Source organism: Streptomyces iranensis (genome assembly GCF_017874715.1).
GTDB lineage: Bacteria > Actinomycetota > Actinomycetes > Streptomycetales > Streptomycetaceae > Streptomyces > Streptomyces iranensis.
This window is the reverse complement of sequence record NZ_JAGGLR010000017.1, coordinates 112,324-135,902: the sequence shown is the minus strand read 5'-3', so window position 1 is coordinate 135,902 and position 23,579 is coordinate 112,324. Positions and strand designations below refer to the sequence as shown.

Annotated in this window: 26 protein-coding genes and 1 pseudogene; 11 read left to right on the top strand and 16 right to left on the bottom strand. The window is 66.7% G+C overall.

The window, feature by feature from the left end:
* Positions 1-25: 25 nt before the first annotated feature.
* From J2Z30_RS29510 to J2Z30_RS29490, 5 genes and pseudogenes are all read right to left on the bottom strand, one after another.
* Complete coding sequence (locus J2Z30_RS29510) at positions 26-1,453, bottom strand: amino acid permease (RefSeq protein ID WP_044575819.1); 1,428 nt, start codon at positions 1,451-1,453, stop codon at positions 26-28.
* Between the two features lie 870 nt (positions 1,454-2,323).
* Positions 2,324-2,854 (bottom strand): annotated as a pseudogene (locus J2Z30_RS29505) (transposase); the annotation flags it as partial.
* A gap of 255 nt (positions 2,855-3,109) precedes the next feature.
* The gene (locus tag J2Z30_RS29500; RefSeq protein ID WP_078956905.1) at positions 3,110-3,916 is read right to left on the bottom strand and encodes an amino acid ABC transporter ATP-binding protein; all 807 of its coding nucleotides are present in this window, start codon (positions 3,914-3,916) and stop codon (positions 3,110-3,112) included.
* The gene (locus J2Z30_RS29495; protein ID WP_044575822.1) at positions 3,913-4,845 is read right to left on the bottom strand and encodes an amino acid ABC transporter permease; all 933 of its coding nucleotides are present in this window, start codon (positions 4,843-4,845) and stop codon (positions 3,913-3,915) included. Before J2Z30_RS29495 ends, J2Z30_RS29500 begins: the two co-directional genes overlap by 4 nt.
* Positions 4,845-5,783: an ABC transporter substrate-binding protein gene (locus J2Z30_RS29490; protein WP_044575824.1), complete on the bottom strand. Its 939-nt coding sequence runs from the start codon at positions 5,781-5,783 to the stop codon at positions 4,845-4,847. Before J2Z30_RS29490 ends, J2Z30_RS29495 begins: the two co-directional genes overlap by 1 nt.
* A 161-nt stretch (positions 5,784-5,944) precedes the next feature.
* Between J2Z30_RS29490 and J2Z30_RS29485 the strand changes: the two genes are divergently transcribed.
* The gene (locus J2Z30_RS29485) at positions 5,945-6,172 is read left to right on the top strand and encodes a DUF6444 domain-containing protein (RefSeq protein WP_281062769.1); all 228 of its coding nucleotides are present in this window, start codon (positions 5,945-5,947) and stop codon (positions 6,170-6,172) included.
* A gap of 325 nt (positions 6,173-6,497) precedes the next feature.
* On the top strand, positions 6,498-6,830 hold the full coding sequence (locus J2Z30_RS51805; protein WP_078956907.1) for an IS66 family transposase: 333 nt from the start codon (positions 6,498-6,500) through the stop codon (positions 6,828-6,830).
* Here the strand turns inward: J2Z30_RS51805 and J2Z30_RS29475 are convergent.
* The 3 genes from J2Z30_RS29475 to J2Z30_RS29465 all read right to left on the bottom strand — a co-directional run bounded on the left by J2Z30_RS29475 (position 6,793) and on the right by J2Z30_RS29465 (position 8,258).
* Positions 6,793-7,182: a RidA family protein gene (locus J2Z30_RS29475; protein ID WP_209468891.1), complete on the bottom strand. Its 390-nt coding sequence runs from the start codon at positions 7,180-7,182 to the stop codon at positions 6,793-6,795. The two genes, J2Z30_RS51805 and J2Z30_RS29475, sit on opposite strands and share 38 nt — an antisense overlap.
* 423 nt (positions 7,183-7,605) lie before the next feature.
* A complete protein-coding gene (locus J2Z30_RS29470; RefSeq protein WP_044575828.1) occupies positions 7,606-7,956 on the bottom strand; it encodes a hypothetical protein in 351 nt (116 codons plus the stop codon).
* A complete protein-coding gene (locus J2Z30_RS29465; protein ID WP_209468890.1) occupies positions 7,953-8,258 on the bottom strand; it encodes a hypothetical protein in 306 nt (101 codons plus the stop codon). The genes J2Z30_RS29470 and J2Z30_RS29465 overlap by 4 nt, the downstream gene beginning before the upstream one ends.
* 47 nt (positions 8,259-8,305) lie before the next feature.
* Here J2Z30_RS29465 and J2Z30_RS29460 point away from each other — a divergent pair, with 47 nt between their 5' ends.
* The 5 genes from J2Z30_RS29460 (at position 8,306) to J2Z30_RS29440 (ending at position 12,693) form a co-directional block, all read left to right on the top strand.
* Complete coding sequence (locus J2Z30_RS29460) at positions 8,306-8,587, top strand: hypothetical protein (protein WP_052701602.1); 282 nt, start codon at positions 8,306-8,308, stop codon at positions 8,585-8,587.
* A 73-nt stretch (positions 8,588-8,660) separates the two neighbouring features.
* Entirely contained in the window at positions 8,661-10,004 is a 1,344-nt protein-coding gene (locus tag J2Z30_RS29455; protein WP_044575830.1) for an MFS transporter, read from the top strand.
* Positions 10,005-10,068: 64 nt separating this feature from the next.
* Entirely contained in the window at positions 10,069-11,547 is a 1,479-nt protein-coding gene (locus tag J2Z30_RS29450) for an aldehyde dehydrogenase family protein (protein WP_209468889.1), read from the top strand.
* A gap of 7 nt (positions 11,548-11,554) precedes the next feature.
* The gene (locus tag J2Z30_RS29445; protein ID WP_044575836.1) at positions 11,555-12,211 is read left to right on the top strand and encodes a helix-turn-helix transcriptional regulator; all 657 of its coding nucleotides are present in this window, start codon (positions 11,555-11,557) and stop codon (positions 12,209-12,211) included.
* The gene (locus J2Z30_RS29440; protein ID WP_044575839.1) at positions 12,208-12,693 is read left to right on the top strand and encodes a RidA family protein; all 486 of its coding nucleotides are present in this window, start codon (positions 12,208-12,210) and stop codon (positions 12,691-12,693) included. Before J2Z30_RS29445 ends, J2Z30_RS29440 begins: the two co-directional genes overlap by 4 nt.
* A gap of 334 nt (positions 12,694-13,027) precedes the next feature.
* Here J2Z30_RS29440 and J2Z30_RS51800 read toward each other — a convergent pair whose 3' ends face one another.
* Both J2Z30_RS51800 and J2Z30_RS51795 read right to left on the bottom strand, forming a co-directional pair.
* On the bottom strand, positions 13,028-13,993 hold the full coding sequence (locus J2Z30_RS51800) for a helix-hairpin-helix domain-containing protein (protein ID WP_372453331.1): 966 nt from the start codon (positions 13,991-13,993) through the stop codon (positions 13,028-13,030).
* 193 nt (positions 13,994-14,186) lie between these two features.
* A complete protein-coding gene (locus J2Z30_RS51795; protein WP_372453326.1) occupies positions 14,187-14,771 on the bottom strand; it encodes a hypothetical protein in 585 nt (194 codons plus the stop codon).
* A 124-nt stretch (positions 14,772-14,895) separates the two neighbouring features.
* Between J2Z30_RS51795 and J2Z30_RS29430 the strand changes: the two genes are divergently transcribed.
* The 3 genes from J2Z30_RS29430 (at position 14,896) to J2Z30_RS29420 (ending at position 16,762) form a co-directional block, all read left to right on the top strand.
* A complete protein-coding gene (locus J2Z30_RS29430; protein WP_209468888.1) occupies positions 14,896-15,864 on the top strand; it encodes a site-specific integrase in 969 nt (322 codons plus the stop codon).
* A 185-nt stretch (positions 15,865-16,049) separates the two neighbouring features.
* Positions 16,050-16,541, top strand: coding sequence for a DUF2975 domain-containing protein (locus J2Z30_RS29425; protein WP_044575842.1), 492 nt, complete (start codon positions 16,050-16,052; stop codon positions 16,539-16,541).
* Complete coding sequence (locus J2Z30_RS29420; protein WP_009716645.1) at positions 16,541-16,762, top strand: helix-turn-helix domain-containing protein; 222 nt, start codon at positions 16,541-16,543, stop codon at positions 16,760-16,762. Before J2Z30_RS29425 ends, J2Z30_RS29420 begins: the two co-directional genes overlap by 1 nt.
* A 125-nt stretch (positions 16,763-16,887) precedes the next feature.
* Here J2Z30_RS29420 and J2Z30_RS29415 read toward each other — a convergent pair whose 3' ends face one another.
* The gene (locus J2Z30_RS29415) at positions 16,888-18,003 is read right to left on the bottom strand and encodes a beta propeller repeat protein (protein WP_245388570.1); all 1,116 of its coding nucleotides are present in this window, start codon (positions 18,001-18,003) and stop codon (positions 16,888-16,890) included.
* 170 nt (positions 18,004-18,173) lie between these two features.
* Between J2Z30_RS29415 and J2Z30_RS29410 the strand changes: the two genes are divergently transcribed.
* On the top strand, positions 18,174-18,617 hold the full coding sequence (locus tag J2Z30_RS29410; protein WP_044575849.1) for a protein-tyrosine phosphatase family protein: 444 nt from the start codon (positions 18,174-18,176) through the stop codon (positions 18,615-18,617).
* Between the two features lie 26 nt (positions 18,618-18,643).
* Here the strand turns inward: J2Z30_RS29410 and J2Z30_RS29405 are convergent, their stop codons facing one another.
* From J2Z30_RS29405 to J2Z30_RS29385, 5 genes are all read right to left on the bottom strand, one after another.
* Positions 18,644-18,940 (bottom strand): DUF4333 domain-containing protein, encoded by a 297-nt coding sequence (locus tag J2Z30_RS29405; RefSeq protein ID WP_245388599.1) that lies wholly within the window; start codon positions 18,938-18,940, stop codon positions 18,644-18,646.
* Between the two features lie 68 nt (positions 18,941-19,008).
* Positions 19,009-19,830, bottom strand: a complete 822-nt coding sequence (locus J2Z30_RS29400; RefSeq protein ID WP_044575851.1) for a carbohydrate ABC transporter permease — start codon at positions 19,828-19,830, stop codon at positions 19,009-19,011.
* Positions 19,827-20,777 (bottom strand): carbohydrate ABC transporter permease, encoded by a 951-nt coding sequence (locus J2Z30_RS29395; RefSeq protein WP_044575853.1) that lies wholly within the window; start codon positions 20,775-20,777, stop codon positions 19,827-19,829. Before J2Z30_RS29395 ends, J2Z30_RS29400 begins: the two co-directional genes overlap by 4 nt.
* An 11-nt stretch (positions 20,778-20,788) precedes the next feature.
* Entirely contained in the window at positions 20,789-22,171 is a 1,383-nt protein-coding gene (locus J2Z30_RS29390) for an extracellular solute-binding protein (protein ID WP_044575855.1), read from the bottom strand.
* A 330-nt stretch (positions 22,172-22,501) separates the two neighbouring features.
* A complete protein-coding gene (locus tag J2Z30_RS29385; protein WP_078956909.1) occupies positions 22,502-23,491 on the bottom strand; it encodes a carbohydrate kinase family protein in 990 nt (329 codons plus the stop codon).
* Between the last annotated feature and the right edge of the window lie 88 nt (positions 23,492-23,579).

Genomic DNA, 23,579 nt, shown 5'->3' with positions numbered 1-23,579 from the left:
CGCCGGCCCACACGCGCGTCGGGTTCTACGCCTCGGACACCCCTGATCGTGAACTACGAATTCGTGCACGGTAGATCCCGCTGAGCAGGGCCAGCCAGACGACCCAGACATAGAGTGCCAGGCGAGTGTCTGAGTTCATGGCCACGAGGATCACCACGCAGGCCAGCGCGCCGATGGCAATCCAGTTGGTGACGGGCGCACCGGGCATCCGGAAGTCCGTGACGGGCAGGACCCCAGCGCGAACCCTGACGCGATAACGCAGGTGAGCAGCCAGGATCACGATCCAGGTCCACAAGCCCGCACAGGTGCCGACCGCGGTGATGTACACGAAGGCCTTGTCAGGGGAGACGGCATTCACGACCACCCCGGCGCCCATGACGAGAGTGGACAGCATCAGGGCTGCGCGGGGGACCTGGCGGCCGCTGAGCTTCCGCACGGCATCCGGGGCTTCGCCGTTCGCAGCCAAGCCGCGGAGCATCCTTCCGGAGGAGTAGATGCCGGAGTTGCACGAGGACAGGGCGGCGGTCAGAACGACGAAGTTCATGATCCCCGCAGCTCCAGGGATGCCGACCTTGGCGAAGACCTGAACGAACGGACTGACACCGGGGGAGTACTCGGTCCATGACAGGACGGACAGAAGGACGACGAGCGCGCCGATGTAGAAGATGGCGATGCGGACCGGGAGTGTGTTGATCGCCTTACGCAGCGTCTCCTTGGGGTTCTTCGCTTCGCCTGCGGTGACGCCGACGAGTTCGACACCGAGGTAGGCGAAGAAGACACCTGGCATGACGAGAACGGCCTGCGTGGCGCCATGGGGTGCGAATCCGCCGTCACCCCAGAGGTGTGTGACCGACGCGGTGCTTCCGGCAGAGGAAAACCCGAAGAAGAGGACCCCCGCACCGATCACTATCAGGCCGATGATGGCCACGACCTTGATGGTGCAGAACCAGAACTCCAACTCGCCGAAGACGTGGACGGAGATGAGGTTGGCGACGAAGAGAATCCCGAGGGCGGTGGCAGCCGTGGCCCACACCGGCACGGCGGGCCACCAGTAGGCGATGTAGTGGCCGGCGGCAGTTACTTCGGCCATGCAGGCGGTGACCCACCAAGCCCAGTACGACCAGCCGGTGACGAAGCCTGCGAAGGGGCCGAGGAACTCGCGGGCATAGTCGGCGAAACTGCCGGAAGTGGGGTGGTAGGTGAGCAATTCACCCAAAGCCCTCATGATGAAGAACACGATGACTCCGGCGCCTGCGTAGCACGCGATCAGACTCGGCCCGGTGCGGGAAATGCCCTCACCTGCCCCGTAGAACAACCCGACGCCGATGGCGCCGCCAAGGGACATCATCTGGACCTGTCGGGAAGTGAGACGGCGCTGGTACCCCTCGTCGGGCGTGTCACTACTGACTGAGGCCGGATCACTGCCGTAGCGCTGGTCTACCTGGCTGGTCATGGAGATGCACCTTTCGTTCCGCGCCGGACCGGGACGAAGCCGGCTGCGGTGTTGAGGAACAGAAGTTGAGGCCGGTGAAGGCAGGGGAGAGGCCTGAGGAGAACCGCCGTCATGCGGACTCCGGGCGGGCGCGCCCAGCGGCAGGCCATCGTTTGCCTGCGAGAGCGGGGTGACCGCAAGGTCGACGAGCCGCCTTGGTCGGTGGTGACGACCAGGCCGCGGGTCGCACGCAATGCCGCCCGCTAGAACGTCGCCGGCTTGTAGCCAGTGGGTGTCAGAGTGCGACGCGGATGCCGCGACCTGTATGGACGGGAGTGCTGCGCTTGTTCGGCATGATGTGCCTTCCGTGGACCGTCGGCCCGACTCTCGGAGCGTCGCTCAATGAGCCTCCGAGGTGAATGGCCGACAGCAACTTTGGCAGCAAATTGCGCCTTGAGGCGGGCAGAAAATCGTGCTAGCCGAATCTCTGAGCAATAATCTTCCACCGCGCAAGGGGGGTGGATCAGAGATCTTCAGTGATGCGACCTGCCGGAGGCACTCACCCGGGCTCAAGCTCCGAACGCGGTCGGCAGGCCGAAAACGGCAGGAGAGACAGCCACGAATGAAGCGCTTTCCCTTGGTGTCGGGCGCCAGCGCCAGCCGGGTGACGTCAAGCCAGCACCGCGACCAGGGCAGAGCCGGCGGAGCTGGACGTATGGAAGGCTGCGTGCCGCAGGCGGCATCGCGCTCACCCCGCGGACCCAGGACGGCGCAGGTTGGCCGAACGGTCTCCGGCCGGGGCATGCGTCCGTGCGACTTCTGCGGTCACCCGGTCGTGATCGACTCGATCGACGAGCGTGACTGTCCGGTGTGAGGCCAGGGTGCCGAGGTTCAGCCCGAAGCGGCCGGCTGGGATTCGTAGAAGGTTCCGTCACGGAGCATCGCGAACAGGACCTCGGCCCGGCGTTTGACGAGGCAGAGCAGGGGCTGGGTGTGGTGTTTGCCCTGGGCGATCTTCTTGTCGTAGTAGGCCCGGGAGGCCGGGTCGCCCAGGGCGGCGAACGCGGAGAGGAAGAACGCCCGTTTGAGCTGCTTGTTTCCTCACCTGGACGGTTGTTCGCCGCAGATCGACGAGCCCGAGCTGCGGGTCGCCGTGGCAAGGCCGACAGGGGCGGCGAGGTGGACGGCGGACGGGAAGCTGGATCCGTCGCGGACGTCGATGAGGATCCGTGCTCCGGTCCTGACGCCGAGCCCCGGCATGGACGTCAGGACCTTCGAAAGAGGGTGAGACTCCAGTAGTTCCTCGATCCTCGCGGCCAGCAGTTTCCGCAGGTCAAGCACCGCGTGGAGCGTGCTGGCGAGGCTCGGAACGATCAGCGCGGCCGCGTCCGTGCCCGGGACGACGACGGTCTGCTCGTCGAGCCCCGGCGGCTGACACCCCGAGACGTCGATCGATACTTTGCCGGTCCGGTCAAGACGCCACGGCACTCCACCACACGATCGAAGATCACCCGGATCGACGGATTCTTCGCCTTCCTCGAGCAGCGCGGTTCCATCCTGTGTACGGGCCCAGGTCCCACGCTTTCACGAAGTCCGCCAAAGCGGACATCGGGTCCGGTTTGACTCTCGCGATGCTGCTAGACCAGGGCGGGCGACCTTTTTCAGACCCGCCCTTTCTCAGCGAACTGCGCTCAGGAAGGCCTTGGTGCGGTCATGCGAGGGGTCGCCGAGTACCTGTTCCGGAGTGCCGCGCTCGACGATCTGGCCGCCGTCGAAGAAGGCCACCCAGTTTGCGACGTCACGGGCGAACCCCATCTCATGGGTAACGACGACCATTGTCATACCGTTCGCGGCGAGGTCCTTCATAACCGCGAGCACGTCGCCGACCAGCTCGGGGTCTAGCGCCGAGGTGGGCTCATCGAACAGCATCAGCTTCGGCTGCATACAGAGGGCCCGTGCGATAGCGACGCGCTGCTGCTGACCACCGGATAGGTGGCGCGGATAGGCGGCCCGCTTGTCAGCCAGTCCTACTTGATCGAGGAGACCGAGTGCGCGCTCGGACGCCACCGCCTTGGACTCGCCGAGCGCGAGTCGCGGAGCTTCGACGAGATTTTCGAGAACAGTTTTGTGAGGAAAGAGGTTGAAGTGCTGGAAGACCATCCCGACCTGCGTGCGCCGGCGGCAAATCTCTTTGTCGGCCAACTCGTAGAGCTTGTTCCCCTGCTGCTCGTAGCCGACGATCTCGCCATCGACCCACACTCGGCCCGCGTCCACCCTCTCGAGGTGGTTGATGCACCGCAGCATGGTGCTCTTGCCGGAGCCTGAGGGCCCGATCATGCACACCACTTCGCCGCGCTGGACCTCGAGGTCGATTCCCTTCAGGACCTCGACGGTACCGAACGACTTGCGCACACCCTCGCAGCGCACCATGGGGCCGGCGTCGGCTGACTCTGCCTGGGGCTCTTGCTGCGTGAGCTGACTCATCGCGCACTTCCTTTAGCCATCGGTGTGTGGGTCTTTAGCAGGGTTCGCATCCGCTGCCAAGGCGTTGAGGGCAGAACGTGGTTTCCGCGTGCGAAGCGGCGCTCCACGTAGTACTGCCCGACCGTCAAGACCGTGGTCACTACGAGATACCAGATACACGCGATCAACAGCAGCGGGATAGGCTGGAATGTACGGTTGTAGATGATCTGCGCTGAATAGAGAAGGTCGGGGACGGCGAGCACTGAGACCAACGAGGTGTTCTTCAGCATGCTGATCGTCTCGTTGCCGGTCGGCGGGACGATCACCCGCATCGCCTGAGGAAGCACGATCCGACGCATTGTCTGTCCACGGGTTAGTCCGAGCGCTGCGGCGGCCTCGCCCTGCCCGTGGTCGACCGAGATGATACCTGCTCGGACGATCTCCGACTGGTATGCCCCCTGATTGAGGCCGAGCCCAAGAATTGCTGCCGTGAGTGGGGTGATCAGATGGTTGGCGTTGAGGTGCACCCCGGGCAGTCCGAACGAAATCACCGGGTACAAAGCCGCCACGTTGTACCAGAACAGCAGCTGCACCAGCAGTGGTGTGCCACGGAAGAACCAGACGTAAGCGAAGGCGCCGGCGCGCAGGACGGGGTTCGCGGACAACCTCATGACCGCGATCAGCACTCCGAGCACGACACTTATCGCCATTGAAACAGCGGTCAACCAGATGGTCAGCCACAACCCTTTGCCGATCGAGAAGTCGCGCAGATAGAGGTTGACGACGTCCCACTGGAAACGCGGATTCTGCATGACGGACCGCACCAGCGCCGCAGCGACCAGGAGGACTACGAGGGCCGCGAGCCACCTGCCCGGGTGCCTCTTGGCCACGACAGTGAGCTCGTTGACCGGCGCATGGGTTTCCCGGGTCGCGATGTCGAGACTGGGCATCAGCGAGTCACCTTTCCAGTTTCCTTCGACTTCTCCTGAGATGGGATGCCCCACTTCTTCATGACCGCGTCGAAGGTCCCGTCCGCCACGAGTTCGTCGATCGCGGCCGCTACTGCGCCGGTCAACTTGGAACCCTTACGCACAGCGATCCCACTTGGTCCAGGCTTATATTCGGGACCTGGCGCCAGCATCAGTGCTCCCGCAGAATTGTCCGCAGAATACTTCAGCGGACTCGCATTTGCCATGACGGCATTGACGCGGCCACTAGACACGGCCAGTTTCGCGTCATTCTGCGATGGATAGAGACGAATGCCGATCGGCTTCTCGTGGCGTGCCACGCATTCCTTCGACATGGACGGCAGCATCGTCATGCCCTGCAGAGAACCGTTCACTGCCGAGATCGTTCTGCCGCAGAGGGCTGAAGCATCCATGCTCAGGTTGAGCGGGTTGCCTGCCTGTACCGCGATACCACTGCCACCGACGAGATAGGTGATGAAGTCGAACGACTTTGCCCGTTCCGCGGTGACCGCGAAGAACGACATCCCGAGATCGTATTTCCCACTATCAAGACCAGTCAGGATGGTGTCGAATCCGGCATTGACATGAACCACCTTCAGGCCCAGCTTCATCGCAATCGCTTTGGCCAGGTCGATGTCGAAACCGACCATGGTCGCGTTATCGCTGGCGAAAAACTCAAACGGCGCGTACGCAGGATCGGTTGCAACCTTGAGGGTCTTCTGAGCGCGAATCTCGGAGGGCACCAACTTGGCGGCAGCGCCGGCCGACACTTTCAGTGGCTTGTTGTTGCCGCTCGAAGCCGCGGTCGAGCCGCCGGCCCCACCAGATTCAACACCCGTCTCACTTACTCGCGTGCAACCGGTCGCCGCGATGCCGATGGCAATTGCCAGGGTTACTCGCACCAAGAAATGTTGTCGCATGGGTTCCTTCCTTCTGGAACACATTGATGGACGTGTGCGTTGTCACGCTCGGGCCACGATGACTGTTTAGGGCGGCCGGTGACCTGCGCCGACCTGGTTCGCCGGACAGGTATAATGATCTTGTGAGTTCCTCCCCGCCGCCGTAGCCCTCGTACGAGGAACTGGCCGCGCTGGTGGTGGAGTTGAAACAGCTGGTCTCCATGAGGCCGCGACGATCGCGGCGCAGGCGGAGGAGGTTGAAGCGGCGGCTGGCCGCCGACTCGCGCAACTCCTCGAAGCCGCCGTCCAGTGACGAGCTGGCCAAGAAGGCCGCGCCGCAGCCGCTGTGCAGGGCGTCGGGACGCAAGCCGGGCCGGGCCAAGGATGATCCGGGCGGGCGGCTGGAGTAGGCCGCCGACCCAGATGTGATACGTGATCACTGCTCGGCCGTATGCGGTGGTTGCGGGGAGGATCTGGCCGATGCGGTGAGCCAGGGCTATCGGGGCCCGGCAGGTCTTCGATCTTCGCGAGATCCGCTCTCAGGCGACCGAGCATCGTCTGCACCCGGTGGTCTGCGGCTGCGGTCACCGCACCGGAGGCGTGCCGCCCGCGCATGTCCCGGGCGCCACCGTGTACGGGCCCCGGGGTCCGAGGCGCGAACGCGTATCTGTCGGTGTGTCAGCATCTGCCCGCGGCCGGCGCGGCTCGCGGAGGTGATGGGCAGCCTGTTCGGCCCTGCCGGTCTCCACCGGCGCCGGCTTGAACGTGCTGGCTGGCGCCCTCGAACTCGTGCAGCCGTTCGAGGACCAGTCCACCGCACACCTCACGGCCGCCCCACTTGGGCACGCGGATGAGTCCGGGGTGCGGGGCGCGGGCTGCCAGTACTGGATGCACGTGATTTGCATCCGCCTGGCCACCTCCTATGGCATCCACACCCGACGCGGCCGGAGGGTGATGGACGAGTTCGGCATCCGGCCGGCCCTCACCGGGACCCTGGTCACCAACACCCTGGCCACGTCGTGCGGTGGTGTCAGCTCTCCCGTTGGCTTGCGATTGTGTCGAGTTTGACTCGCTCTCGGGAGGGAAGACCGCCCGCCACAATGCACGTTCGTGCCGGTCGATGATCGCCGAACCACTTGACGTAGACCTCGTTGATGCGGTCGTAGTCTGCGGGATCGGTCAGGTAAAGCACGACCTTGACCACGTCCGAGAGTGTGCACCCTGACGCTTCCAGCACCGCGACAGTACGGGCCACCGCGACGTCCATCTGTTCGCAGACATCATCGGATACAACCTCGCCGGTTTCAGCGTCCATTCCTCCCATTCCCGAGGTGAAGATCAGGTCACCTACTTGCGCAGAGCTTGAGAGTGGCACCGAATTTGGGAGATTTTCAACGTTCCGAGTAATCACTGACGCCATGGGTTTTCTCCTCATCCGTGGAAACGTGTCCAATTGCTGGGCGATCTGACTCCGGCCCCGTCTCGCCCCAACAGGGGTCCTCGCCCTCCAATAGGGGATCCAACAGGGGCCGGTCGCCACTGCGTTCATTCCGACATGGGTAGCCTGACCATGGGTGTACGTGTTGTCAAGCATCTTTACAAAGTGCACAGAGGGGTGGACCGCTTGGAGCTCGCCTTGTGCTGGAGTGCTTGGGCGAAGTCCCTCAAGGCATCCGCTCGGCGGCGCAGACGCCGGTGAGAGCAGTCCTCCTCGGCTCCGGCTGACTGACGCTGCCAGCGTGCCGAGGGGTGTCTCGGAAGAGAACAGCCTCGCGCCAAATTGGCAGCATGTAGCGCGCCCTGGGTGGCACAGACAGCTTCAATGGGGCTCCTACGCGCAACATCATGCTGCTATCCACGAGGTCAGCCAGGGCGCGAAGGGGACGGTCTTGAGCGGCGTGTCCCCGATGAGGTGGTGCTCGTGGGGCCGGACGCCTGTGGCGGCTGCAAGGCCGACCTGTGCGGCCTCAGCCTGCGCACTGAGAAGGTGCTGCACGCCGACGAGACCCCGGCCGCGATATCCGGCGACGAGATCCGTTGGCTGGAACGCCAGGCGGTGCTGCGCAGCGAGAGGCTTGATCCCACGCGGGCCAAGGCGGCGCCGGGCTGGATGTGGGTGCACACCGCCACCACCGGCGACGGCCTGGTCTTCCTGGGCGCCCACCGGCGCCGCAGCCGCGCCGCCGCCGATCACTTCGACATCCTCAGGGGTTTCCGTGGCGTGTTCGTCTCCAGTACGCCGCCGACGCGGGCGACCGCCAGGTGTGCTGCGCGATCTGACCAGGGTGATCGAGGCAGAGGAGGGCAGGCGCCTGGGCCGAAGCTGCCGCGTAGGTTCTGCGCGACTTCCACGCCGCCGTCGAGGACGCGAAGGTCAAGGGCGGCGATCGACTCGACAAGGAGGTCGCCACCGAGCTGCACCGCCGCTACCGGCACGCACAGCTCGTCGGACTGGCCGGCAACCAGAACCGGCGCACCAGCCAGAGCAAACGCCACCCCGCCTGGGTCCTCGCCGAGGCCCTGCGTCAACGTCCCACGAGATCTTGCTGTTCACCAAGAACTTCGACGTCGAGTGGACCAACAACCGCGCTGACCGGGCCCTTCGCATGGTCAAGTTGCGGATGGCCGGCTCCGTCTGCTGGCGCCGTGTAGAGTCCGCCGGCTGGCACCGCACCGCGCGCCCCTGTCTCGGCACCGCACGCCATCACGGCATCGACCTCGTCGAAGCCCTCCGCGACGCCTTCAACGGCGCCCCCTGGATGCCTTCACTACCGCGAACACCCCGTGACGCCCTCAACAGTTACGCATGCGCATCGATTGGATGATCTGTCGAGCAGGTTGACTTTTCGTCCAACCGCGTTCAGGGTGGGCACACCCCTGATCCAAAGGAGTGTGCCGATGTCGCAATCGACTGATTCCGGGACCACTAGATCGATGTCAATCGGCCGGATCGCCTTCGCAAGCCTCATTGGTACCACCATCGAGTGGTACGACTTCTTCCTCTACGGCACCGCGGCAGCGTTGATCTTCAGCCATGCGTTCTTTCCGAACGTCGATCCGACGGCCGGCACATTGGCCTCCTTCGCCACGTTCGCCGTCGGGTTCATCGCCAGACCGATCGGCGGATTTCTAGGCGGCCACTTCGGGGATAAGATCGGCCGTAAGGCCATGCTGGTGGCAACCCTATTGATCACCGGCACCACGACGTTCCTCGTCGGTCTCCTGCCGACGTATCAGCAGATCGGCATCGCGGCACCCATACTCCTCGTCATCCTGCGCTTCATCCAGGGAATCGGTGTGGGAGGTGAATGGGGTGGTGCTGTGCTCGTCGCGGTCGAGCATGCGCCCGAGCACAAGCGCGGCTTCTACGGCAGCCTCCCGCAGCTAGGAGTCGCCGCGGGGCTCTCACTTGGTACCGTCATGTTCGCCATCGTCGGCGCTCTCCCCGACGACGACTTTCACGCGTGGGGTTGGCGAATCCCGTTCCTGTTGAGTGCCCTGCTCGTTGTTGTGGGCCTCATCATCCGCTCACGCGTCGAAGAAACGCCGGTATTCAAGGAGATGAAGGCCAAGAAGACCGTTCAGCGGCTCCCCATCGTCGAGGCTGTCCGGCAGTACCCGGGCCGCATTGTTCAAGCCTCGATGATCAGCTTCGGAGCCATCCTCATCTTCTTCATCGTGACCGTGTTCACCCTCTCCTACGCAACCAAACAACTCGGGGTCGCCCGAAACACGATCTTGATCGCCATCGTAGTTGTGGCAGCCGCCGAGTTCATCGCACTGCCAGCATGGTCGGCTCTGTCCGACAAGATCGGCCGCAGGCCTGTCTTTCTCATCGGTGCCATCTTCACGGCGCTCTTCGCCTTCCCGTACTTCTGGCTCGTCGACACCGGAAACACCGTCGCGGTATTCGTGGCGTTTCTTGCGATCTGGTTGGTCGGTCACGCAGCTACGTACGGCGTCTCGGCAGCGTTCCTGATGGAGATGTTTCCAGGAGAGGTGCGCTACAGCGCGGCGTCGGTCAGCTACCAGCTCTCGTCCATCGTCGCCGGCGGATTCACACCGATGATCGCTACTACGCTCCTTGAATGGTCTGACAACGAGAGTTGGTCTGTAGCCCTGTACCTCCTCACAGGTGGCCTGATCACCGTGATCGGAGGGCTCCTCGCCAAAGAGACCCGTGAGGGATCGCACCGCGCATCACGCAGTGATTCAGATACGACCCATACCACCACGGCCTAACTAGGACGCGGCGCACAACTGCGAGTGTCCCTGATTCATTTCGCAGACAATCGGAAGGCAGGCAATGACCACGGCAACTGTGCCAATGATCCTTGCGGGCGAAGAAGTCGCCTCAAGCGCGGCAGCTTCCATTACGAATCCGTACACGCAAAAGGTGGTCGGCGAGTGCTACCAGGCCGACGCCGAACAGGCCGACAAGGCCGTCGCTGCCGCAGCCTCGGCCTTCGGCGTGACACGACGTATGCCACGCTACCGGAGAGCAGAAATTCTCAACTCACTCGCTGACCTTATCGAGCGAGACCGTGCCCCCCTCTCTCGGCTGATCGCTGAGGAAGCAGGAAAACCGCTCTTCGATGCACGCGGTGAGGTCGCCAGGGCCATCCTCAACTGCCGCGGAGCAGCCGAGGAAGCCAAGCGGATTGCGGGGCACGAGGTTCCCTTGGACATGGACGGCGACGTAGCTCGCTATCAGAGCACCGTTACCACGACTGATCGTGGGACAGTCAGCGGCGTCGACCGGCGACTCGCGATTGCCAAGCTATTCCCGCTCGGACCGATTCTGGCCATCGCTCCCTTCAACTTCCCGTTGAACCTGACCCTGCACAAAGTCGCCCCGGCGATCGCGGCGGGCAACCCGGTGATCTTGAAGCCAAGTCCCCAGGCGCCACTGACAGCCTTGCACTTGGGTCGGCTCATCCTCGAAGCTGGTCTGCCGCCTGAGTCGATCAGCGTTCTGCCATGCGATAACGCCGTCGCGGAGCAGATGGTCCGGGACGCTCGAATCCGGATGATGTCGTTCACCGGCAGCGCGAGGGTGGGCTGGTACCTGAAGTCGATCGCGCCGAAGATCCGCACGACACTCGAACTCGGCGGCAACGGCGGAGTGCTGATCGACGAAACCAGCGACATCGAGTTCGCGGCCCGGCGGAGCGCGCGCGGGGCCAATGTGTACGCCGGGCAATACTGCATCGGCGTACAGCGGCTGATCGTCCACGAATCCCGGTACGAGGAGTTCCTTGAACGGCTCCTGGCCGAGGTCGCGGCATTGAAGGTGGGCGACCCGCTGGAGGAGGCCACAGATCTCGGTCCCGTGATCGACGAGAGGTCAGCTACACGAATCGCCGGCTGGATCGACGAAGCAGCTCGTCAAGGTGCGCGGGTGCTTACCGGTGGCGAGCGCGAGGGAGCGGTCGTGACCCCGAGCGTCATCGTCGACACCTCCCGTGACATGAAGGTCGAGTGTGAGGAGATTTTCGGGCCAGTGTGCACGGTGAAGCCGTACCGGGACTGGGACGAGGGCGTGGCCCTGTTGAACGACTCCAAGTACGGCCTGCAGGCCGGCATCTTCACTCACGACATCACGCGAGCTCTGGGCGCGATGCCGGACGTGGAGTCGGGTGGGCTGATGATCAACGACGTGCCGATCTTCCGAGTCGACAACATGCCGTTTGGGGGCGTCAAGGACTCCGGGTTCGGCATTGAGGGCACCCGCTATGCCATTGAGAGCATGATGCAATTGAAGCTCGTCATGATGAACGGATAGGAGCCCCATGCGCTCGCCCACGAAGAACACCGACGAGTACGTCCGGTCCTTGAGTGAACTCGCATCTCTTCTGGCCCAGTCCCTCGGATCGAACGCCGAGGTCGTGATCCACGACTTCCGGCGGCAGGAGGGAACGATCGCGGCCATCTTCGGCAACGTGACCGGCCGAAGCGTCGGCGGGTCCATGAGCAGCATCGGGATGGAGCTCCTGGGCGAGGGAGATCAGGCTGAGGACCGGATCGGCTATGTCACCACCGGCACAGGCGGCCGGACGCTCAAGGCGTCGACCTTCGTACTGCGTGACTACGAGGGAGCCGTTTTCGGCACATTCTGCATCAACGTGGACGTGACCGATCTCCGCAAGACGGCGGCCTTACTGGCCGAGGCGACTGGTCTGAACCCGAGCGAGCCGGCCCCGGTGCTGTTCTCGAACGACACCCGGGAAGTCGTCCGCTCGATCATTGCGGAAGAGGTCGCCGAACTCGGCGTTCCAGTCTTGAGGCTCTCCAGGGACGACCGCGAGCGCCTGGTCCAATCCCTGGAGAAGCGTGGCATCTTCGCGATGCAGAAGGGTGTGCTGATCGCAGCGGAAGAACTCGGCGTGTCCCGTACGACTATCTACAACTGCATCAATTCGGCGAGAAGTGACGAGAAGGGCAAATGAGTAGCAGCACAGATACGACGACCAGCGCCGACCAGCGGGTAGCTGATTTGGGCCTAGAGCTCCCGGAATCGATTCCACCGGTTGGCAACTACCTGCGATCCGTACAGACCGGGGACCTACTCTTCGTCTCCGGGCATCTACCTGACTCGGCAGGTGAGCCGATCCATCGGGGCAAGCTCGGAAGGGACCTGACCGTAGACCAGGGGTATGAGGCAGCTCGGGAGGCCGCGATTGCGATGCTCGGGACCGTACGCAACGCCCTGGGGACCCTCGACCGTGTGTCGAGAATCGTCAAGTTGTTGGGCATGGTGAACTCCACCGAGGAGTTCATCGAGCAGCCGGCGGTGATCAACGGCGCGTCCGACCTGTTCCGTGACATCTTCGGGGATCGAGCTCCGCACGCTCGCTCCGCAGTCGGCATGGCGCAGCTGCCTCGCAACAACTGCGTAGAGATCGAAGGCGTCTTCGAAGTCAGGCCTTGATCGTATTGCGCCTTCCAGATCGAAGGCGCAGCGGGGCGTCGATGAATTGCCTGGGTTGCTCGCGGTATTTGGGCTTGTTGTTGTGGAATGAGGCGCTTTGACGGATCGACGTTACGGGCGAAGTTCGCGGCAGTGCCAGCCTTGCTGGAGCTGGTCGAGGACCATGCGCACGGTGATCCGATGAAGCCTCTGACGTGGACGACGAAGTCGCCGCGTCACACAATCACCGCCCGCCGCATGCCTCAGAACTCCTTCACCTTCACGCCCACTCACAAGCTCCCGATGTCGTGCAGATGGACATGCAGCAGGCTGCGGGGCGTGGACGGCATCGCACTCACCCCGCGGACCCGGGGCTGCGGTGTGCCGGGCGGGGCAGGTCGGCCGAGCGGCTGCCGGCAGGCTGAAGATCGCTCCACGGGTGGAGCCGGGCCCCCGCGGTTCCGCCCGAGAGCGTCCGCTCAGCCGGCCTGGGCGGGGCTGGGGTGGGTGCGGGTTCGGTGCGGTCCAGCAGCTTCAGGGCGGCCTCGGGGCCCGAGTCGCGGCGGACGGCCGCCACTTCCTCGAGGTCCCAGACCATCTGCCCGACCACGGTGCGGCGGTTGCCGCAGCGTTCCACGGTGCCACGGACCAGCAGCAGCCCGGAATGGAAGATGGTCCGGGCGCAGGCCGCGTGACTGTGCTCGAAGAAGGCCAGATCGACCATGCCCGATCCGTCCTCCAGCGTCACGAAGATGACGCGCTTGCCGGACGGGATCGGCAGGGTCTGCGTGGCAGTGCGCACGCCGGCGACGAGGACCGGTTGGCCGGCATGCAGTGACTGCAGATGCCGGGCGTCGGTGGCATCGAGTTCGACGAGCAGCCGGTGATGGTGATCGAGGAGGTGGCGGCTGACGTCGACGGACAGCACGTCCAGTTCGGCGCCGAGCGTCTCTCGGCCGGTCATCGCCGGCAGCCCGCTTGCCTCAGCGCTGACCAGCTCGCCGTCGAGTGGCAACTGCTTGTCCGTCGTGGTGCGGTGGCGGGCGTGGCGGCGTAGTTCGGCAGCCTGGAGCAGCAGGTCGCGCCGGTTGCCCGCACCGCGCAGGGCGTCGAGGGCACCGATCTGGATGAGGCGCTGGGCCAGCGGGAGAGACGGGCGCGCCCACGACCACATGTCCTGCAGCGAGATGAAGGGCTGGCCCTCGGCGATCCGGGCGCTCTCGGCGTCGGAGATGCCGCACACCGCGGACAGCGCCAGCCGCACCCCCCCCACCCGCCGTCCGTCTGCTCGACACTGTGGCAAGGGGCGGGAGGCGTTCACATCGACGGGGAGAACCTCGACGCCGTGACGCCGGGCGTCCTGCACCAGGACGCGCCGGGCTCATATGCCGGGATCGTGCTCGAACAGGCCTGCGTAGAACGCGGCCGGGTAGTGAGCCTTGAGTCAGGCGGGCTGCGCCGCGGGCACCGCGAACGCGACCGCATGCGCGCGGCAGAAGCCATAGGCGCCGAACTCACGGATGATCGACCTCCTCGGCCACCGCCGGGCTGTAGCCTCGCTCGGCCGCACAGCTGCGGAGCCACGCCTCGACCTTGTCCAGGCGGTCGGGGTCGGCGAGAGCGCGCCGGGCGATGTCCGCGGCCGCGCGGTCGCAGCCGGTCATCACGGGCAGGATCGCCATGATCTGCTCGTGCCAGATCACCACCCCGTACGTGTCGTCCAGAATCGGCTTCAGGTCCGGGTGCGGGTAGTGCGGAGCCTCGTGCCCGTGCCGCGCGGCGATGAACCGGGCAGGCATGCCTCCCGCTACCGGGCCGGGCCGGAACAGGGAGATATCGGCAATGACGTCCCGCATGTTCTGCGGCTGCAGTCGCGCGATCAGATCCTCCTGACCAGAGCTCTCGATCTGGAAGCAGCCCAGCACCGAACCGCCGCGGATCAGCTCGAACGTCGCCGCGTCACCGAGGTCGACATGGTCGGGGCTGTCCAGGCCGATCTGCCGCCCAGTTGCGCGCCGGATCTCCGTGACGGCGTGCGCCATCGCGGACTGCATCCGCACCCCGAGCACGTCCAGCTTCAGCAGCCCCAGGTCCTCCACGTTCTCTGGGGGTTCAGTGGGAGTGGTGTGACGTTGCAGAAGTCCTCTCATAGGGTCCTACTGCAACAGGTCTCAGGGGGTGTGGCTCTGCGGCAGATCGTTGCGATCAAGCCGTGGAGGCAGAGTGAAAGTACGGGCTTTTCGTGTCGTGCTGCCGTCGGGTACCCGGTACTGGACGGTGGTCGACGACGACTTCGAGGTGGTCAAGGAAGCCGATCGGTTCCTGCGGCAGATCCGGCTGGCGAGGGGGCGGGCAGAGACGACAACTAAGGCGTACGCCGAGGGAGTGGCGCTGTTTCTGCGCTGGTGCCTGGCTACGGGGAGGGACTGGAGGACCGCGGCCCGGGAGATGGGGCTGTTCATGCTCTGGCTGAAGTGGACACCGGGCCGCGGCGGCGACGCCCCGGTCGTCGTGCCGGGGCCGGGGTCGAAGCCCATCCGGGGCGAGATCCGGGTCAACAAGGTCCTGACCGCGGTGCGGATGTTCCTGCTCTACGCCGTGACGAACAAGCTGGTACCGGCCTGGGTGCTGGAGCAGATCTACGAGGTCGGCGACACCCGCGATCTGCCCGAGGCGGCCCAGGGCGAGAGCGATGGCATGCGGTTGCGGTTGCGTGCTCGCCACCGGGTCCAGGAGCCGGAGACGGACATCGATCGCGCCAGCGACGAGGAGGTCGTGGCGATGTTCCTGGCCTGCCGTTCCGCCCGCGACCGGTTGACGCTCCGTCTGTCTCCGCCTGTTGGGAGACGCAGGTCGTCGCCGTCACCGAGGGTGACAAGTTGTCCCCTCGGCGCGGGCGGCGGTGAGTCGGATGGGCGTTCCCCACGCGTCGGAGAAGGGGGTTCGCTGTGTGCCGGCCGAGGTGAGTCGTGGACCGTGTGGGGATCAGTCAATCGGCTTTGCGTCACAGCGGCTGCGGTGCAGCGAACGCTGCACCGCAGCCGCTGGAGCCGGATCGAGCGGGATGCAGCCGGACGGAAACAGGGTGAAATTCCCGCTTCGCCAAGAAAATCGCAGGTGAGACGCGTCACCGGGATAGGTTCGAGTCCCACCCGCCCCACCAGGGCACTACGCGGGCAGATTCCATCCTGACCTGCGAAGACATGAAATCGGGAGTCGCCGCGCTGACGCGGCGGCTCCCGTTCATTCGTTCAGGCCAAGGTCCAGTGGACGCACAGGGGGCCGGCCCCGACGCAAACCGCGGGCGTGGTCCCAGCCCTTGCTTCGTCTATCGATACTCGATAGATTCCCATCGCAACTCGATGGAAGGATGGGGCATGGGACAGCTGGCAGTGCGTGCGCTTCGCGCCGTGCTCGTGGCGGTGCTCGCCGGCACCGTGTTCGTGCAGGCATTGATGGTGTGGGTGTTGGTCAGCGGGAGCGATCCGGAGGACGGGTCGCTTCCGCTGACCCCGCTGCGCCTGATCACGATCCTGGGCATGGGCTCGGCCCAGATCGCCCTGGTCAGCGTATGGCGACTGGTGACGATGGTGCGACGCGGAACCGTGTTCTCCCATGCCGCCTTCCGGTACGTGGACGCCGTGATCGGCGCGATCGTGGCGGCTGCCCTCCTGTGGTTCGCGGTCACGGCCATCAACGCGCCGGGCCAGCGGGACGACCCGGGCGTCACCGTCATCATGGGCGGGGTCGGCGTGGCCATTCTGGGGGTCGCGCTCATCGTGCTCGTGCTGCGGATGCTGCTCGCCCAGGCCGTCGCGCGCGACGTCGAAGCGGCACAGATGCAGGCCGAGTTGGACGAGGTGATCTGATGCCGATCGTCGTCGACATCGACGTGATGCTGGCCAGGCGGAAGATGTCCGTGGGCGACCTCGCGGACCGCGTGGGGATCACGCCTGCCAACCTGGCGGTACTCAAGAACGGTCGCGCCAAGGCGGTGCGTTTCGCAACGCTCGCCGCGCTCTGCGAGGTGCTCAAGTGCCAGCCGGGCGACCTGCTGCGCTGGGAGACCGAGGACGCCGCGGGCGAATGATGTCCCCCGGGCGGGCGTGAAAACGCCTGGCACCACCGGCCCGGCCGGAGGAACGGGAGTCGCCGCGCTGACGCGGGGGTCCCGTTCATCCGTTCGGACCAGGGTCCAGGGACCCGTCTCCGCCGCTATCCGCGCCGCTCGTGGCGGTGCCACTCGCGTCCACCGTCGCGAGAGATCCATAGCCCTTCGCCCTTCACCAGGCCGTACGTCGCCGTCGTCGCGTCCGCGATGCCGTAGAGCGTCGTGCCGTCGACGGTCAACGACGTGAATCTCGCCGGTGTCTTCAATTCGTGGAAGGCGTTGTTGGCGCGGTCGTCGGCGAGCCAGTAGCGGCCGCCTTCCTCGCCGACGAGCAGCCGCCCGTCCGCAAGCGACTCCAGGACCAGCGACTCCGGGTCGTGCTCCAGGGCCCTCCAGGGAATTCCGCCGGCGAGGACCGTCCGCCAGTGTTCGCCGCCGTCCGTCGTCAGCAACAGGCCGCGCACGCGCTCGCCCCGGATGAGGGACAGCGCCGCGGTGCCGCCCCGCGCGGCGAGGATGCCCCCCGTGTACGGCTTCGGGACGGCTCTGGAGCCAAGGGTGTGACCGTCGCGCTGCCATACGACGCGGTTGGGGTCTTCGGTCAGGGGCTGGTCCAGGCTCCAGACCGTGCCCCGTTCGTCGACGGCGAAGCGGATGGCGGAGTCCGGCACTCCGGCCGGGGGCGCCACGGTGCGGGTGGCGGGGCGGTAGATGAGGGTCGGCTCCAGCTCGGCGAGCAGGAGATCGCCGGGGCGGGTGCGCGACGGGGTCTCGGTGATGACGGCCTTGTGCGGCTTGCCGTGTACGTCGAGGGCGTACGCTCCCTCGGCCCCCTCGCCCGGCGGCACCCGCACGAAGCCCCCGCGCACCCCCTTGAACGCGGGCGGCGCCGCCTCCGCGTCCGCGTGTTCCGCGTGCTCGGCGACCGTATGGCCGTCGGGGTCGACGATGCGCCAGGCGGTGGCGGCCGGCCCCTCGTCGTCCTCGACGTTGTCGGCCTCGTACGCCAGGAGCAGCGAGCCGTCGCTCGCGCGGGCCACGCCGGTGGGTGCCCCGGCCGCCTCGATGACATCGGCGGGGCGCGGGTGAGGGTCTTCGATGACGCGTCTGTACTTCGCCTCACGGCCCCCGGAGTCCCCGTCCCCGGAGTCCCCGTCGCCGGAGCCACCCGGGCCGCAGGCGGTCAGCGCCAGCGCCAGCGTCACATTCGCCGCGGCCATGAGTCCGGCCGTCCGCCTCCCGCGTTTCCCCAGCCACACCATCGCCACATCCTCACACGACTCAAGCCCTTTGCGGAAAGCGCGAAGCGCGGCCAGAGTGAACGTATGCGTAAGGACATTGGCGCCGTGCCGACAGCGGTCGGGCGCTTCGGATCGGAGGCGGGGGCCCGATGAGTGACGCACCGCTGGCGGGTGCCCTGCGGCTGCCGGACGGTTCATGGGTCCGGGGGCGCGGTCTGCGGAATCCGCGGCCGGAGGGGCCGCTGCCCGGGTTCGGGCTGTATCTGGGGTCCGCTCGGTTGCGCCGGCGGCATGACGGGGAGTTGGGGTGGGAGCGCGTGTGGGTCGAGTGGCCCGATTTTCTGCTGCCCCGTGACCGCGACCTGGCCGTACGGCAGATCCGCGCACTGCACCAGCGGGCGCGGGCGGGCACGCCCGTGGAGGTCGCCTGCGGGGGCGGAGTCGGCCGGACCGGGACCGTCATAGCCTGCCTGGCCGTCCTGGCGGGGGCGGCCCCCGCCGACGCTGTCACCTGGGCGCGCACCCACCATCACCACCGGGCCGTCGAAACGCCGTGGCAGCGGCGTTGGGTGGCTCGCTTTCCGGCCGGCTGACGCGCGCACAGAAGGCCCGGCGGCCCTCAGTTCGCAGCCGGGGAAGCGGTGTCGTCGGCCTTGACGTCGAAGTTGATCTGGTCTCCGTCGACAGAGGTCACCGTGACCGATACGCCCAGGGTGCTGCCGTCGTCCGCCGTGAGCTTGCACCGGGTGGTGGTACCGACCTTGCCGACGAGGTCCTCGGGGCAGGCGATGTCCGGCTTCGGCCGGCCCGTTGTCGCGGCGAGCTTTTCGGCGACTACGGTGGCCAGCTTGTCCGCGGACAGTTTCGGCTTGGACTCTTCGACGCCGACCGAGGCCGAGCAGCCGACCCTTGGCAGGGGCGCTCCGGGTGCGAGAAGGGGGCCGCCGCGGCGGCCCCCTTCTCGCGTTCGGTTGAACGGTTTGGTCAGCCCTTCACCGCGCCGGAGAGCATGCCGGAGATGAAGTGCCGCTGCAGGAAGACATACGAGGCGACGACCGGCAGGGCGACGATGATGGACGCGGCCGCCAGTACGGAGTACTGGGTGGTGTGCTCGCTCTGGAAGAAGGCCAGGCCGAGCGGCGCGGTGCGCTTGCTCTCGTCGGTGATCATGACCAGCGGGAGCAGGAACTCGTTCCAGGTCCACATGAACACCAGCATCGCCATCGTCAGCAGCGCCGGACGGCTGGTGGGCACCAGGATCCGCCACAGCAGCCGCCAGTCGGACGCCCCGTCCAGGCGCGCCGCCTCGATGACGCTGACCGGCACCGAGCGGAAGAAGTTGCGCATCCAGAAGACGCCGAAGGCGAGGGACTGGGCGGTTTGCGGGAGGATCAGCGACCAGTAGGAGTCGGTGAGTCCGGTGTCGCGCAGATTGAAGTAGAGCGGGATGACGAAGGCCTCGGGCGGCACCATCAGCCCGATGAGGGTGACGTAGAAGAGGGCTGATCGGCCGGGGTAGTCGAAGTGCGCGAAGGAGAAGCCCGCCAGGATCGCCAGGACGGCGGTCAGGAGCACCACCGAGACCGCGACCAGCAGGCTGGAGGTCAGATAGGTGGCGAAGTGGCCCTGGCGCCAGGCGGTGGAGAAGTTGCCGAGGTCCAGGTGGTGAGGCCAGGTGAAGGAGGGCCCGGACTCCGCGGCGGGGGTCAGCGCGGACGACACCACGCCGATCAGCGGCAGCAGGGCCAGCGCGGCGAAGAGGGTGAGGATGGCGTAGTTGAGCGCTCGTTCGCGGCCGGAGATCACGTCTCGTCCTCCTGTGGCTGGACCTTGGTGATCAGGAAGGTGAGAAGGAGGATCACCACGGTCAGGGTGACGGCGATGGCGCAGGCCGAGCCGACCTGGCCGGTGCCGAAGGCCCGGTTGTAGACCTCGTAGGCGGGCAGGCTGGTGGCGTTGCCCGGACCGCCGTGGGTGGCGACGTACACCAGGTCGAAGGTGCGCAGGGCGGCGATCACGGTGAGGGTGAGCGCGACGGTGATCTGTCCGCGCAGTCCGGGCAGGGTGACGGCGAAGAACTCCCGCACCGCGCCTGCCCCGTCCAGCTTCGCCGCCTCGTACAGCTCCGCCGGGATCTGTCCGATACCGGCGATGAACAGCACCAGGCACAGGCCGATCTCCAGCCAGGTGCCGATGAGTCCGACGGCGGGCAGGGCGGTGGAGAAGTCGCCGAGCCAGGGGCGGGCGACCGCCTCAAGACCGATGGCGCGCAGCGCGGTGTTGAGCACGCCGTCGGGAGCGTAGATCGCCGTCCAGGCGGTGGCGGTCACGACCATGGCGACCACCTGCGGCAGGAAGATCAGCGCGCGGAAGACGGAGACGCCGCGCAGCCGGCCGGCCCGCGTGGTGACCGCGGCGAGCATCAGGGCGAGCGCGATCGGGATGACGGAGAAGAACAGGATCAGGACGAAGGAGTGGAGGAAGCCCGCGCGCAGCCGCGGGTCGCGGGCGATCTCGGTGTAGTTGTCGAACCCCGCCCATGTGGAGACGGAGATCCCGTCCCAGTGGAAGAGGGAGATCTGCACCAGCTGGCCGAGCGGGACCAGCAGGAAGACCGTGAGGACGAGCAGGGCGGGAAGGGCGTAGAGGTAGCCCTTCCACTGGATGACGCGGCCGCGGCGCCGGACCGGCTCCCGGGTGGGGGCGCCGGCCGGGCGCTTGCGTGCCGTCGGGCGGTGTGCGGTGGCGGCCATGAGATGGGGGTCTACCTGCTGTTCTGGAAGGAGGAGTAGTCGGACTGGAGCCGGCTGGTGAACGCCTTGGGGGTGAGATGTCCGGCGGTCAGCTCCTGGACGGCGGCGGTGAGGGTGTCGTAGAAGGTCGGGGTGGTGTAGTCGAGGTAGGGAAGCAGTCCGTCCTTCTCGCTCACGGCCTTCCACCGGGTGAGGATGTCCGCGTCGACGGTGCCGGGTGTCGGCTTGTGGTCGGCCGGTGGCAGGGCCGGCAGGTTGCCGTGGGTGGCCGCGGCCTTCATGCCGTTCTTGTTGACGAGGAAGTCGATGTACGCGCCGGCGACGTCCGGGTGCTTGGACTTGGAGGTCACGGACCACGCGAGGCCCTCGCCGCCCTGGGTGAGCGGGGGCTGCCCGGCGGCGGGGCCGAGCGCGGTGAAGCCGACGTTTTTCTTCATCTTCGGGGCGAGGACGGCCGACTGCCAGGTGCCCTCCAGGAGGAACAGGGACTTCCCCTGGCCGAAGGAGGCGACGGCCTGGTCCTTGCTCTTGCCGTTGAATCCGGAGCCCAGATACCCCTTGTCGGCCCAGCGGCGCAGCGTGGTCGCGGCCTTGAGGGTGCCGGAGTCCGTCCACTTGGCGTCGCCCTCGTCGAAGACGAGCTTGCGGACCTCCGACTTGCCGGCGGCGAGGGCCTGGATGACGCCGAAGACGTGGATGCCGGGGCTCTTGTCGGCGTCGCCGTAGGAAAGGGGCTGCAGACCCGAGGCCTTGGCCTTGGCCAGGGCGGTCTCGAAGCCGGTGAGCGTGGTGGGCACGGGCAGGCCGAGCGACTTCAGCTTGGCCTTGTTGTAGTAGACGCCGATGATCTCGCCGGTCTGCGAGACGCCGTACAGATTGCCGGTCTCCCAGGTCTTGCCGTCGGGGGTGAAGCGGTTGAGGTCGAGCAGCTGGGACGGGAAGGCGGTGTCCCAGCCGTAGGCCTTGGCGTAGCGGTCCACCGGCTGCAGCAGCTTGGCCTTCACGAAGGCGCCCATGTCGGGGTAGCCCTGGTTGGCCTGGACGACGTCGGGCGGGTTGGCGGAGGACAGCGCGAGTTTCAGGGTGGTCTTGAGGTCGGCGAAGGACCGGGAGACGCGCTTGATGGTGACGTTCGGGTACTTCGCCATGAACGCCTTGTTGAGCGCCTCGGTGGAGGCGTTGGCACCCGGGTCGGTGTTCTGGTCCCACACCGTGAGGGTGACCTTCCCGGCCTTGGCGGGGTCGGTGGCGACCGGGCCGGAGGTCTTGGCGCCGGTGGCCGATCCGTCGCTCGGGCCGGGGGAGCAGGCCGCGACTCCGGTCAGGACACCGGTGGCGAGCGCCGCCGCGGCTATGAGGCGCCGACGGGGGTGGCGTGGGGTTCTCTCGGCCATGGGGCGGTCCTCCTGGTGCTGGGGGTGCTAAGGGGTGCTAAGGGGTGCTGGGGCTGCTGGGGGTGCGGTTGGTGCCGGGGGTGCGGCCGTACGGGGCGTGGCCGCCCGGGGCTGGGAGTGCGGCCGTACGGGGCCGGGGCGGCGTCTGCCGGATGGGGCGGGGCGCGGTGGTCCGACCCGACCCGACCCGGATCGCGGGAGCTACGGGGTGACCGCCGCGTGGCAGGGGCTTCGCCCCTGGCCCCGGGGTCTGGGGCGGAGCCCCAGTTGTGGGAAGGGGCGGGGAGGGGGAACAGCCCGCCGCAGGCGTCAAGATCCGTCGGACACCCCCTACGGCCTGATCGCACGGATGCGGATGAGGTCCGCGTCCGGGATCCGGGGGGTGCGTTCGAGGAAGGCGTCGATCGCCTCCCAGCGCGGTGCGCTGTTCGCGCCACCCAGGTTCTGCACCGACAGGGCGGCGCACAGTCCGGCGAAGCGGAGCCGGGTGGCGAGCGGCCAGTCGTGGTTCAGGCCGGTGATCAGTCCCGCGGTGAACACATCACCGGCGCCGGTGGGATCGACGGCCGGCACCCGGGGAACGGCGACCCGGACCAGCTCGCCGGTGCCGCCGTCCACCGCCACCGCGCCGTTCCCGCCATCGGTCACGACGACGTCGGGCACATGGTCGGCGAGCACCTTCACGGCCTCCTCGACCGTGTCGGTACGGGTGTAGCTCGTCGCCTCGACGGCATTGCAGACGAATACGTCGACCTCGGCGAGCCGGGTGAGCAGATCCCGCGACCACTGGCCGGTGGGGTCCCAGCCGACGCCGCCCACCACCCGGGTGCCGCGGGCGCGGAACTCGGCCGCCCAGGCGGGCAGTGGCCGTCCGATCCCGAGTTGCAGAAAGCGGACGGCGGGCAGCTCGCCCTCCCACACCTCGGGGCGCAGGGCCCCCTTCTCCTCGTAGGTGAGGAAGGCGCGGTCGTGTTCCTGGGTCACCGCGACCGTGACCGGGGTGTGCACGGCGGGATCGCGGCGCAGCCAGGTCGGGTCCAGGTTCTTCTCGGCCGCGAGCCGGGCGGCGAGGTGCTCGCCGAAGAGGTCGGTGCCGATCACCCCCAGGATCCCGGTCCGCAGTCCGAGGCGGGCGGCGGCGACGGCGCGGTTCGCGGTTCCCCCGGGGGAGACGGCGAACCGGTCGGCGTACACCTCGGTTCCTGGGGTGGGCAGGTGGGGGATGCCGCCGAAGACGAGGTCGCAGAAGACCTCGCCGGCGAAGAGCACGTCGAGCACGGAGACCGCCTCTTTCCGGTGCGACCACGGTGAAGTGCTCAACTATGAGCATCGCCTTTGCGGAATGACAAGAGTCGATCAGTAAAGAGAATGTCTCTTGTCGTTATGACTGACTTCAGTCATGCGGTGC